The sequence below is a fragment of the Novosphingobium sp. TK46 genome (genome assembly GCF_055361525.1).
On the sequence record NZ_CM143963.1, the window covers coordinates 408118 to 419782 of the forward strand.

Annotated in this window: 11 protein-coding genes; 4 read left to right on the forward strand and 7 right to left on the reverse strand. The window is 65.2% G+C overall.

From position 1 onward, the window contains the following. Window positions 1-140: 140 nt before the first annotated feature. The gene (locus ACXJ1Z_RS01885; RefSeq protein ID WP_463779132.1) at window positions 141-1577 is read left to right on the forward strand and encodes an aldehyde dehydrogenase family protein; all 1437 of its coding nucleotides are present in this window, start codon (window positions 141-143) and stop codon (window positions 1575-1577) included. 53 nt (window positions 1578-1630) lie between these two features. After that, window positions 1631-1921, forward strand: a complete 291-nt coding sequence (locus ACXJ1Z_RS01890; protein WP_463779134.1) for a DUF1330 domain-containing protein — start codon at window positions 1631-1633, stop codon at window positions 1919-1921. 61 nt (window positions 1922-1982) lie between these two features. On the opposite strand, the gene ACXJ1Z_RS01895 is transcribed toward ACXJ1Z_RS01890, so the two are convergent. Further along, entirely contained in the window at window positions 1983-2897 is a 915-nt protein-coding gene (locus ACXJ1Z_RS01895) for a polysaccharide deacetylase family protein (RefSeq protein WP_463779135.1), read from the reverse strand. 41 nt (window positions 2898-2938) lie between these two features. After that, entirely contained in the window at window positions 2939-3685 is a 747-nt protein-coding gene (locus tag ACXJ1Z_RS01900) for a maleate cis-trans isomerase family protein (protein WP_463779137.1), read from the reverse strand. 148 nt (window positions 3686-3833) lie between these two features. On the opposite strand from ACXJ1Z_RS01900, the gene ACXJ1Z_RS01905 reads away from it, so the two are divergent. Next, window positions 3834-4346: a VOC family protein gene (locus ACXJ1Z_RS01905; protein WP_463779138.1), complete on the forward strand. Its 513-nt coding sequence runs from the start codon at window positions 3834-3836 to the stop codon at window positions 4344-4346. A 102-nt stretch (window positions 4347-4448) separates the two neighbouring features. Here the strand turns inward: ACXJ1Z_RS01905 and ACXJ1Z_RS01910 are convergent, their stop codons facing one another. The 4 genes from ACXJ1Z_RS01910 to ACXJ1Z_RS01925 form a co-directional block, all read right to left on the reverse strand. Continuing rightward, entirely contained in the window at window positions 4449-6017 is a 1569-nt protein-coding gene (locus ACXJ1Z_RS01910) for an FAD-binding oxidoreductase (protein WP_463779140.1), read from the reverse strand. Then, window positions 6014-6349 (reverse strand): hypothetical protein, encoded by a 336-nt coding sequence (locus ACXJ1Z_RS01915; RefSeq protein ID WP_463779141.1) that lies wholly within the window; start codon window positions 6347-6349, stop codon window positions 6014-6016. The genes ACXJ1Z_RS01910 and ACXJ1Z_RS01915 overlap by 4 nt, the downstream gene beginning before the upstream one ends. Further along, window positions 6346-7563 (reverse strand): class I SAM-dependent methyltransferase, encoded by a 1218-nt coding sequence (locus ACXJ1Z_RS01920; RefSeq protein WP_463779143.1) that lies wholly within the window; start codon window positions 7561-7563, stop codon window positions 6346-6348. The genes ACXJ1Z_RS01915 and ACXJ1Z_RS01920 overlap by 4 nt, the downstream gene beginning before the upstream one ends. A gap of 90 nt (window positions 7564-7653) precedes the next feature. Then, window positions 7654-9156, reverse strand: a complete 1503-nt coding sequence (locus ACXJ1Z_RS01925; RefSeq protein WP_463779144.1) for an aldehyde dehydrogenase family protein — start codon at window positions 9154-9156, stop codon at window positions 7654-7656. Between the two features lie 304 nt (window positions 9157-9460). Here ACXJ1Z_RS01925 and ACXJ1Z_RS01930 point away from each other — a divergent pair, with 304 nt between their 5' ends. Further along, complete coding sequence (locus tag ACXJ1Z_RS01930; RefSeq protein WP_463779145.1) at window positions 9461-10645, forward strand: FAD-dependent oxidoreductase; 1185 nt, start codon at window positions 9461-9463, stop codon at window positions 10643-10645. 65 nt (window positions 10646-10710) lie between these two features. On the opposite strand, the gene ACXJ1Z_RS01935 is transcribed toward ACXJ1Z_RS01930, so the two are convergent. Beyond that, on the reverse strand, window positions 10711-11511 hold the full coding sequence (locus tag ACXJ1Z_RS01935) for an IclR family transcriptional regulator domain-containing protein (protein WP_463779147.1): 801 nt from the start codon (window positions 11509-11511) through the stop codon (window positions 10711-10713). Between the last annotated feature and the right edge of the window lie 154 nt (window positions 11512-11665).

The window sequence follows — 11665 nt, forward strand, 5'->3', positions numbered from 1 at the left end:
CTCGTTCGCATCTGTCCGGCTGATGAGGAGTTGCGGGCACGCGCTGCTGTTCGCATGGTGAGCAAGCAACCGACGATCGGTGCGCGCCGCTGGACAGTCGGGCTAGAAGGCACCCTTTGGCGCGATTATGGAGAGCGGCAGTGAACGACCTGGTCGAACGGATCCTGCACACCGAGTTCACCCAGTCGATCGGCGGTGCCCCGGTCGCCACCGCGTTCGAGGACGTGATCAATCCCGCGACCGGAACACCCTTCCACAAGAGCCCGGCGGCCACGCCTGCCGAAGTCGATGCCGCGGTCGCCGCCGCCCGCCGCGCGCAACCCGCCTGGGCGGCGCTGACCTGGGATGAGCGGGAAGCGTATATCGGGCGGCTCGCCGACGTTATCGAGGCGAACACAGAGTACCTATCGGTTCTGAACACCCTCGAGCAAGGGATGAACGTCGCCTCATCGCGGGGTCAGGTCGTCGGAACAGTCGTCAGCCTGCGCATCATCGCAGCGGTGCGCGCGCATGCCAGCGTTCTGTCGGATACCGACACCCACATGGTCACCGAGCGCTGGTGCCCGCTGGGTGTGGTCGGTGCCATCGCGCCATGGAACGGACCGCTAATCCTGGGCCTGCAGAAAGTCGTCACCGCGCTGATCGGCGGCAACACGATCGTCCTCAAGCCATCGGAGCTGACGCCTCTCAGCACACTGGAAGTCGGCCGGCTGGCGTGCGACATTCTGCCGGCGGGCGTGTTCAACGTAATCGGCGGCGGCAGAGCGGTAGGCGCGGCGCTCGTCTCGCACCCGGGTCTCGACAAGGTTTCGTTCACCGGCTCGACGGCCACCGGAATCCATATCGCCCGGCAATCGGCCGAGTTTCTGCGACCGGTCACGCTGGAACTGGGCGGCAACGACGCCGCGATTCTGCTGCCGGGCGGCCCGGTCGATAGGATGGTCGATACGTCCGTGCGCATCGGCCTTGCCAACCGCGGACAGTTCTGCGCCGCGATCAAGCGCGTCTACGTGCCCACCGCGATGCACGACGAGGTCTGCGAGGCGGTCTCCTCGGCGGCGGAAAAGATCACCATCGGCGATGGCCTGGATCCGGCGAACGAGATGGGACCGATCCAGAACAAGGCGCAATTCGACAAGATCTGCGGATTCGTCGAGGATGCCAGGGCGGCCGGTGGCAGAGTGCTGACCGGCGGCGCGCCGTTGGATCGCGAAGGCTATTTCTACCCGCCCACCGTGGTCGCTGGCCTCGGCGACGGCTCGCGGCTGGTGGACGAGGAGCAGTTCGGCCCGATCCTGCCGATCATCGCCTACGACGATCTCGACGACGTGATCGCCAGGATCAACCGTGGCCCTTACGGCCTTACCGGCTCTATCTGGGCTGCCGATGTGGCGCATGGCGCAGAGGTCGCGGCGCGGCTGAACGTCGGCACCGGATGGGTCAACCAGCATGGGGCATTCGATCCGCGCTACCCGTTCCCGCTGATCAAGAACTCGGGCATGGGCACCGACTGGGCCGACTACGGCGTCAAGGGTACGATGCGCCTGCAAGTCGTCAATGCGCTGAAAGCCGCCTGATTGGTTTTCCGCGATCCCCGCCGGCAAACGCAACTCACAAGAAGGACCAGACCATGGCAGCCTACATCGTCGCCACCGTGCGCATCACCGATCCTGACAAGTTCGGCGCATACACCAAGGCAATCGCGGGGTTGAGCGAACGGCATGGTGGCGAATATATCGTTCGCGGCAAGATCACCGAAGTTCTGGAAGGCGATATCGATCCCAACGAACGCGTGATCGTCAGCCGCTTCCCAGATGCCGCCTCCGCCAAAGCCTACGCCCAGTCGGATGCGTATCGATCCGCCGCTCGGCTGCGCGAAGGCGCCGGAACGGTCCATATGCGCCTGATCGTCGAAGCCTGAAGCCCCCCGCCGCGCCGAGTGCCCGGAACCGACACGATCGGTCCCGGGCATCTTCGTCACATCAGCGCAATTGGCCTTCGATGTGGCTCTCGTGGTTCTGCAGATACCACTCAGCGATCTCCTCGCGCGTCGCCCACCAAACGTCGGGCAACGACTTGGCATGCTCGATGAACTCGCGGATCGCGCGGATGCGATGAGCCCGTCCCGTGACGTGCGGATGCAGGCCGACGTTCATGATCCGGCCGGACTTCGCGCCCTCGTCATAGAGCACGTCCAGCTCCTCGATCAGCGCTTGTGCGAACTGATCGGTGGTGAAATTCTTGCGAGTGATGAACGTGAAGTCGTTGATCTCGTTGGAGTACGGCACAGATACGATCGGTCCATGCGGCGTGCGCAGCAGGAACGGCTGATCGTCGTTCATGATGTCGCAGTAAAACGTGCAACCGTACTCGGCGAGGATGTCGGCGGTCCGCATGGTACCGCGTAGGGACGAGGACAGCCAACCCTTCGACTTGCGCCCCGTATACTTCTCGAACTGGTCGAGGCTGCGCAGCACGATGTCCCGCTCCTTGGCCGGATCATTGGCGAAGCTGGTCAGGAGTTCGCCCTGTTCCCAGTTGTGCGTCAGCAGCTCCCACCCGCGTTCCAGCACCGCGTCGGTCATCGCCTTGCGTCGCTCGAAAGTGACAGCGTTGGTGGTGCAGCTGGCTTTCACGCCCAGTTCGTCGAACACGTCGAGCATCCGCCACAGTCCCACCCGCTGCCCGTATTCGCGCCAGGTGTAGTTGGGGAAATCGGGCGTATTGCCGGGCAGGATATCGGGCAGGATCGACGGGCCGCCGGCGTAATACGGCTTGTCGGTGTCCTTGGTGAGATCCCACGTCTCAAGGTTGAACGTCAGGATCAGCGCGACGCGCTTGCCGTCCGGCCATTTGAGCGGCTTGCGCTGGGGAAGCGGGACGTAATCGTATTCCATGGGTGTGACTCCGATTGCCTTGTGGGGCGGCTTAAGCCCGATCAGAATTCGGACAAGAGGCGACCGAAGCCGTCCATCTGGTCCATGATGCCCATACTGCGCAGGGCGTGCCAGTACGTCGCGGTGTTGATCGCGATCACCGGCTTCTCCAGCCAGAACTCGGCCATCGCCGCCACTTCGGCGAAGGCAAGGTTGGTGCCGCACTGGATCACCGCATCGGCGCCCTCGGACACTTCCTGCGCCGCGCGCTTCAGGGTCTGCTTGCTTTCGTGCGCGATCATCATCGGCGAGGGCGATTTCAGACCCTTCACCGCGGTTACCTCGTAGCCCTGGTCCTCGAAGAAGCGGCGCACGTTGTCGTCACCCACCGGCATGTACGGCGTGACGATGCCGATCTTCTTTATGCCGCCGTAAGCCTTCATCGCCGCGTCGACCGCGTGCGAGCCCATGATCACCGGCACGCCGTTGGTGCGCTCCTCGCAACGCTTCTGCAGCCGTTCCGCGCCATCGGCGCCGTCCCAGAAGGTCTCGGCGGACATGCCCATGATCAGGCAGCCCGGATCCATTGACATCGACACGTCGATCGAGTCCATCGTGCCGGCGCGGATGTTGTTGAGCATCACCATGAAGCTGTCGTCCGAACCGACCTGGGTGTCGGGGATCGAGATCCGCTCGAAGTGATTGGTCACCCCGCGCGGGCGCATCGCGTCGTACTCGGGCTGGACGCTGGTGTTGGTGGACGGCGCGATCACCGCGAACTTCATCCGGTATCCAAGCGAGTCGGTCATGGCGGGTATCCTGGTTCGGGCCGTGCGATGTGCGCGCTTGTCGGAACCAGGCAGCTGCGGGGCAAGGGCGCACGCGGCCGATTGCTCACCTGACGGCCACAGTTCTGCGCCGGGTGGTACAACGGCGGGCAGACGGCAGACTGGCGGCATGACCCATCCATGCTCCGCGCTGATCCGCGCCACCATCTTCGTGCGCGACCTCGACAAGGCGACCGCCTTCTATCGCGCGATCGGCTTGACCGAGACCTACTTCGAAGGTGACCTCGCGCACCCTTCCGCCACCGCCATCCTCGGCTTCGACGATCCGCGCCCGTTCCAGATCCGCATCGTCAAACGGCCGGGCCCCAACTACGGCATGGTCGGCCTGTTCAAGCTGGCCGACGGCACCACCGACGAGGTAATCCCGCCCGCGACCGGCCCTGCCCGCATCGGCGAAGTGGCGCTGGTGTTCTACGTGACCGACATCATCGCTACGGTCGCGCGGTTGCGAGAACTCGGCGCCACCTGGGCGCCCGAGCCGCAGGTCTTCGCAATGGAACACCGCGCACAGCTGGAAGTGTGCATCCGCGACTGCGACGGCGTGTTCATCAACCTGGTCGAGAACGACCCCGCCGAGCAGGACCGCACCGGCGCCGAACTGGATTACGCCGCCGTATCGTGAGGAGCTTGCCGGCACGACCTTGATAATTACAACCTATTTGGTTATGGACAGCACGGTCGGGCCTGGCTCTTTCTCATTGTTGAACGCACGGCGATGACACGATCAGAGCCCCAGCACCCCCGGTCCGATCAGCCGATCCGGATCGAGCGCCGCCTTGATCGCGCCCGCCAGCCGCGCCGCCGGTGCGTCCAACCGCGCCGCATAAGGGTACGCGCGGCCAAGCTGGAAGTGGATCGCACCGTGGCTATCGTACAGATCCACCAGTTCGCCCTTGAGCCGATGCACGTACTCGCGCGCTGCCGGGTTCGCCGGGAACCTCGGCAAGTTCGCCAGGTAGTCGGCGGGAATGTGCGCGGCATGGTAGGGCGTCTGCTCGTCGGGCCAGTACAGCGCGATCTCGTAGAGGAAGCCGCTGCTGCCCACGGTCGAGTACATGCCGCCGCCCCATACACCGTGTTGCTTCATCTCGGCGGTGCGATCGGCATAGAAACGCTGCAAAGCCTGATGGAACGGCACGACGTCGGCATGCGCGAACACGCCGTGCAGCGGAACCCAGCGCTCGCCGCCCGGGCCCAGCGTATTGTAGAGCGGCGCGAACGGCATGCCGCGCACCACCGAGGGGACCGTCGCGGCGATCTCGGTGGCGAGATCGGCATTGAGCTGGCGCACGCGGTGCAGGCGCGCTTTGGCTTCGGCATCGTCGAAGCCCTCGACGATGTAGTGCGTCATGAACGCCGACTTGCCGATCTGCCGGCGCGCCGAGAGACCGGCGGCGGCGACTTGCTTCAGACCCGAGACCAGCCCCGGCGAACTGCGCAGAATCGACAGCGCCATGCCCAGCGTGTTGCCCGCACGGTCCTGCCGCGCGATCTGCCCCTGCGACAGAGCCGCGTCGAGCGCGAAGTGCGAATCCTCGATCCGCTCGATGGCGATCCGCCGCATCGATTCGTGCATATGCGCGAACTCGGCGAAGGCGAACGAGACGACGCGGTGCGCCGTGCGGTTACGGATGACCGGCAGGGTGACGCGCGCCTTGATCCCGTAAGCGCCGCAGTCGCCGGTGAACAAGCCGGTGAGGTCGGGCCCGAAATGACGCGCGAAAGGCTTGAGCCCCGCCGCCGCCGAGCCGGTGCGCAGCAAGGTGCCATCGGTCAGCACCACGTCGAACGACAGCGCCGACTCCGCCGAGATGCCGTAAGCGCCCGAACCGTGGCTGATCGAATTCTGCGACATGGATCCGGCCACAGTCGCTGCCAGCCCGGAGAACGGGCCACGGAACGGCGTGCGGAAGCCCTTGGCCGCCAGCGCATCGGACATCTGCGCCCAGGTCACGCCCGCCTCGACGGTGATGAAGCCGCCGTACTCATCGATCTCGACGATGCGTGTCATCAGGCTGAGGTCGATCAGCAGGTGCCCGGCATCGGCGCTGTTGTAGCCATCGGTATAGGACGCCCCGCCCCCGCGCACGGTGAACGGCAACTTGGCTGCAGCGGCGATCCGCACCACTGCCTGTAGTTCCTCGACACTGCGGACGCGCACCACAGCTGCGGGCGAAACCTGCGCGCGGTAAACGTCGGTGGCGAACGCGGCCGTGCGTTCAGGCTCCACGATAAGCCCGTCGGTGCCCACCGTGGCGGCGAGCTGGGCCTGCCAGTCGAGAGGCGCGTTCATCCGACCGCGATCTCGTCGATGGTCTTGATGTAGCTTTCGACGGTTTCCGCCGCACCGGCTTCGGCGGCTTCCTTTCGCACGAGGTAGAACATGCGCTCCAGCATCGCCTGGCGACGGCCCTCGCGCTGTTGCAGCGCTTCATCGTCGAACTCCAACGCGGCGATCTCCAGCGCGGCATCGATACCGTGATTGGCCAACACGCGGTGGGTGGAATCGAGCTGATCGGCCAGCACCGAGACCTCGCCCGCCAGCACCATGATCATGCTCATCATCTGGTCGAGCGCGGGGTCCTGGTAGAAGTGCGGGCGCTTGCCCTTGGCCTCGCGCTTCACGCCGCAAGCTCCGGCTTTTGGGCGATCAGCACTTCCCAGCCGCCCCCCGGCGCGAACTCACCGGCGGTGAACTCGCGCTCGGCGACGTCGGCCGCCGCTTCCTCGGTGTAGCCCGACCCGGCGTATTCCATCACCGCCATCGGCGCGGTGTCGAAGCGGATGGTCTCGGGATCGAAGCCCGCCGCCTTGGCGATGGCAACCTGGTCCAGCTCGCGCATCGCGCCCCAGAACGGCTCGTTGTTGTAGTAGGTCTCGTTGTCGAGAATGAACTGGGTGAACGGGTCCATCAGGTCGAACGGCGGCAAGTCGGCGTGGATCATCAGGCCGCCGGGGCGCAGCACGCGCAAGCATTCCTCGACGATCTTGGGCATCGCCTTGCCGCTGGTCTCGTGCAGCAGGATGTGGCTGACGACGAGGTCGAAATAGCCGTCTTCGAACGTGGTCGCTTCGGCGTTCATCTGCGCGAAGTTGACGTCGAAGCCCATCGCGCCGGCGCGAGCGTGGGCATAGCGCACCATCGGCCCGCCCACGTCGATGCCCCAGATCTCGGCATCCGGGAACAGCTCGGCATAGGGCAGCGTCGAGTGGCCAACGGTGCAGCCCATGTCGAGGATGCGCCTGGGCTTGAACTCTGGCAGCTTGCGCTTGACGTAGTTGCACACCGAGCGGCCCATGTCGTCGTTGTACGGCCCGGTGTAGCCCATCGCATAGATGTAGACGCCGCGATCGTAGAGCACGCCGGGCAGCACCTGATCGACCGTCTCGCCCGCACCGACATAGCCGCCTGGCATGCAGTGGATGTCGAGCGCGCTGACGTAGCGGGGCACCTCGAAGCCTTTCGGGATCACCAGCTTGCCCTTGTTGCGGCCGGACATCTGCGCGGCGACGCCTTCGAGCTGCTCGGCCTCGCGCTCGACGCTGTCGATCACCGAGTCCCACAGCAGTTCCTGGCTGATGCGGTTGAGCGCGCCGTAGTGGCGGAAGTAGTTGTCGGGCACCATCGCCTTGCGGATGTCGTGGCGATCCGCCGGCGCGCGGCCATGCTCCTTCTCGAACTTGGGCGCGGCGCGGCCCTGAAAGATCGGACCGAGGCCGGGCAGCATGCCCTGCTGGACGAAGTGCTTGAGGCTCTTGGCGAACTCCTGGCGCGACGCCTCTTCGGGCGTGGGCACGGGAAGCATGCCGTGGAACTGCTGCTGGAAGGTGTTGAGCATGGTGGGATCCTAGAACGCGACGTTCGTTATATGGCTTAAGAATAGATCATAATGAACCCGGTACGGTGAGTCTCCGCTGTTCGGATAGGTTCACACCACCGCGCAGACAGTCTTGGTCTCCAGATAACTGTCCAGCGCCTCGCGCCCACTGTCGCGGCCATAACCGGACTGCTTCATGCCGCCGATCGGCAGGCTGGCATCGTACATCGAGTGGCAGTTGATCCACACCGTGCCCGCCTTGATCGCCGAGGACATGCGGTGCGCGGCGGAGAGCGACTCGGTCCACACGCTGGCGGCGAGGCCGTAGACGCTGTCGTTGGCCGAGCGCACCACCTCTTCGACATCGTCAAACTTCTGTACCGCCAGCACCGGGCCGAACACTTCTTCGCGTACGATCTCCATGTCGGACGTCACACCGGCAATCACGGTCGGGCTGATGAAGGTGTTGTTCGGACCAGAGCGCCCGCCGCCGGTGACGATCTCGGCACCCTCGCCGCGTGCGCTGGTGATGAACTGGCTGACCCGCTCGGCCTGCCGTGGCGAAACCAGCGGGCCCATCTGCGTTGCCGCGTTCAGGCCGTGGCCCATGGCGATGCCCGAGGCGTAGCTCGACAAACCCTCGATCACCCGGTCGTAGATCGAGGCATGCACATAGGCGCGCGATCCGGCGACGCAGACCTGCCCTGCGTTGAAGAAGATCGCGTTGGCCGCGCCGCCGATCGCGAGGTCGAGGTCGGCATCGCCCATCAGGATCACCGGCGACTTGCCACCCAGCTCCAGCGACACGCGCTTGAGGTTGCCCTTCGACGCATCGAGGATCGCCCGCCCGGTCTGGGTGCTGCCGGTGAAGGCGACCTTGTCCACATCCGCGTGCGAGGCGAGCGCCGAACCGGCCGTCGCGCCGCGCCCGGTTACCACGTTGAGCACGCCGGCGGGCAGTCCTGCCTCCTCGATCAGCTCGCCCAGCCGCATCGCGGTCAGCGAGGTGTCCTCGGCCGGCTTCAGCACCACGGTGCAGCCAGCGGCGAACGCGGGCGCCAGTTTCATGCAGGTCAGCACCACCGGCGAGTTCCACGGCACGATCGCCGCCACCACACCCACCGGCTCGCGCAGGGTCCAGGCGCGCATCTGCTTGCCCGGCGGCTGGTAGGTGATCGACGGCGTGATGGTGCTGCCCTCGATCGCCATCGCCTGCCCTGCGAAAAAGCGGAACTGCGCCACCGCGCCGGGAATTTCGGCCCAGCGCGCGACGTAGAGCGGCTTGCCCTGGTCGAGCGCTTCCAGCTCGGACAACTCGTCGATGTTCGCCTCTATCACGTCGGCGATTGTCCACAGCATGCGCGCCCGCTCGACCGGAGGGGTCGCCGCCCAGCCCGGCTGCGCTGCGCGCGCTGCCGCGACTGCCGCGTCGATGTCGCTGGCGCTGGCGTCCGGCACCAGTCCGACCACCTGCCCCGTAGCGGGATCGAGCGACTCCAGTGTCTTGCCACCCTCGGCCTCGACCCACGCGCCGCCGATCAGCATGCGGCCGGCGTAAGGCTGCGTCAGCAACGCCGCGATCCTGGGGTGCTGCGGCTCTGGCTGAAGGTGCATGGCGTTCTCCGTCGCTAAACTGTGCCGCCGCTTCTTGCATGGCGGGCAAAGCCTCGCGCCGCGCCGGCCTCAACTATTCGCAGCGCGGTCAGGCCGACGATGATGCCACGACCCTGTCGCCCACTTGCCTATGCATTGTCGAGACAAGATAATTCGCAGGACAGGCGCAGGTTTGGGAACGTCGAGCATCCGGGTTGCCGGAGGAACTCAGCGCTCCGCAACACAGGCTCGAGCGGTCCGGCGGTATCGAGACGATTACGCGGGGGCAAGCTTGCTTACATCATTCGACAGTTCGCGATCACAGGTGCTGGTCGCAGGCGGCGGTCCAGCCGGCATGGTGGTCGCCTATGCGCTTGCGCTGAAGGGCATCTCGGTCCGCGTGCTGGAAAACGCACCAACCTGCATGGAGGACATGCGCGCTTCCACCTTGCATCCGCCCACGCTGGAGATGCTGGAGTCGCTCGGCCTGCGCGAAACGCTCGAGGCCGAAGGTCTGCGCGCACCCGTCTATCAGTATTCGAACCGCGCCACCGGGCGCAACTTCACGCTCGACATGAGCGAGATCGCCGACGTCACACCATACCCCTATCGCCTGCAGTGCGAGCAGTTCAAGCTGACCCGGCTGATCGCGGCCAAGCTGGCCGCGATGCCCAATGCCGAAGTGCTGTTCTCGCATAGCATCCTCAAAGTCGATCAGGGCGCCAACGGCGTTCACATCTCGGCCGAGACACCTTACGATATCCAGCTGTTCTCCGCCGATTACCTGATCGGCGCGGATGGCGGCAACTCCACAGTGCGCAAGTGGCTGGGCATCGGCTTCGACGGATTCACCTACCCCGAGACCTTCCTGACGCTGTCGACGCAGTACCCGATCGAACAGCATCTGCCCTGGCTCAAGGAAGTAAACTACGTCAGTGGCGACCCGTTCTGGTGCGTGGCCCTGCGGGTGCCCGGCCAGTGGCGCGTGCTGGTGCCGGTGAGCGACACCGAGAGCGACGAGGACGTGACCAGCGACGCGCGCAAGGACGAGGTCTTCGCGCAGCTGCTGGGCGCGAATGTCCAGATCGAGACCACGCACCGCACGCGCTACCGGGTGCATCAGCGCGTCGCCACCAGCTTCCGGCAAGGGCGGATCCTGCTGGTGGGAGACTCGGCGCACCTCAACAATCCGCTGGGCGGTTTCGGCATGAACTCTGGCGTGCACGATTCGATGAACCTGGCCGACAAGCTGGGCAAGGTGATCCTCGACGGCGCGGGCGACGAACTGCTCGACCTCTACGACCGCCAGCGCCGCACGGTGACGCGCGAGTTCGTCCAGGCGCAGACCATCGCCAACAAGAAAGCGGCGGAAGAGACCGCCACCGGCGGCGGCCTCTCCGCGCGCGAGCAGATGCTGGCGCGGCTGGAGAACGATCCGAAGGCACGCCATGCCTACATCGTCGAGCAGGCGATGTTCAAGAGCCTGGAGCGCGAGGCGGAAATCACCTGACGCGGCCTTGCTCCCCGTTCAGGCGCTGGCGTGAACGGGGAGAAGCGTTGCGGCCCGTAAGCCTGTTAGTTGAGCAGCACGCCTTCACGATCGAAGGCACTCAGTTCGGCCGAGATCGCCTCCGCCGTCGCCTTGAGATCGGTCATGTAGCGCTCCACCGCCTCGCCCTGCTTCATGGCGGCGGCGAAGTAGATCAGCGTCAGCGCGGCTTCGAACTTGCCGTCGCGGAAGATCGGCACGGCGATCGACGAGGTCTTGCCCGGCGTCAGGTTGTGCTGGCCCCAGCCGATCGCGGCATAACCTTCGTCCCGGATCTTGTTGAGCGTGTTGACCGAGACGTAGGCGGTCTGGTCCTGCTCTTCGGGAGCACCGACCAGCGAAACCCAGTTCATCACCCGATCGAGTTCCTCGGGCGCCATCTGCGCCAGGCACACCCGGCCCGATGCGCAGTCCATCAGCGGCAGGCGATAGCCGGGGTAGTAGCGCTCGAACGTCAGCGAGGTTTCGGCGTGGGTGGAATCGCGCACCACCATGTTGGTGCCGATGCGCACCGTCAGCGAAACCGGCCAGCCGATCTTCGCCGTCAGCGCGCGGATGTAGCGCTTGCCGCGCTCGACCAACAGGCTGTCCGCCTGGAAGCCTTGCGACAGCGACTGCACCATCGCGGTGGGCCGGTAGTACTTGCGCGCCGGTTCCTGCTCGATCAGGCCCTCATGGATGAGCGTCTGAACGATCCGGCATGCGGTCGGATAGGGGATGCCACCGCGTTTCGCGATCTGCATCATCGTCAGCGATCCCATCTGGTTGATTTCCTGAAGGATCGATATCGCGCGGCAAACCGCACGGATTGGTACACCTCGTTCCATAAGCGTAACCCTTTCATTCGGCACGTGCCGTCGTTGGATTTTCCGCTCCTCCTGCGACTCACACTGTAAGTCTGCCGCCAGATTATCCGCCTGGCGAAAACGACTCTATCCGCAGTGCGATCATTATTACCACTTTAAGCACGATTGCGCGAGT

What these genes read in the sequence shown, in the direction of transcription:
- ACXJ1Z_RS01890 (WP_463779134.1), top strand. Translation starts at nt 1,631, where the DNA reads ATGGCAGCCTACATCGTCGCCACCGTGCGCATCACCGATCCTGACAAG.
- ACXJ1Z_RS01895 (WP_463779135.1), bottom strand. Translation starts at nt 2,897, where the DNA reads ATGGAATACGATTACGTCCCGCTTCCCCAGCGCAAGCCGCTCAAATGG.
- ACXJ1Z_RS01900 (WP_463779137.1), bottom strand. Translation starts at nt 3,685, where the DNA reads ATGACCGACTCGCTTGGATACCGGATGAAGTTCGCGGTGATCGCGCCG.
- ACXJ1Z_RS01905 (WP_463779138.1), top strand. Translation starts at nt 3,834, where the DNA reads ATGACCCATCCATGCTCCGCGCTGATCCGCGCCACCATCTTCGTGCGC.
- ACXJ1Z_RS01910 (WP_463779140.1), bottom strand. Translation starts at nt 6,017, where the DNA reads ATGAACGCGCCTCTCGACTGGCAGGCCCAGCTCGCCGCCACGGTGGGC.
- ACXJ1Z_RS01920 (WP_463779143.1), bottom strand. Translation starts at nt 7,563, where the DNA reads ATGCTCAACACCTTCCAGCAGCAGTTCCACGGCATGCTTCCCGTGCCC.
- ACXJ1Z_RS01925 (WP_463779144.1), bottom strand. Translation starts at nt 9,156, where the DNA reads ATGCACCTTCAGCCAGAGCCGCAGCACCCCAGGATCGCGGCGTTGCTG.
- ACXJ1Z_RS01935 (WP_463779147.1), bottom strand. Translation starts at nt 11,511, where the DNA reads ATGGAACGAGGTGTACCAATCCGTGCGGTTTGCCGCGCGATATCGATC.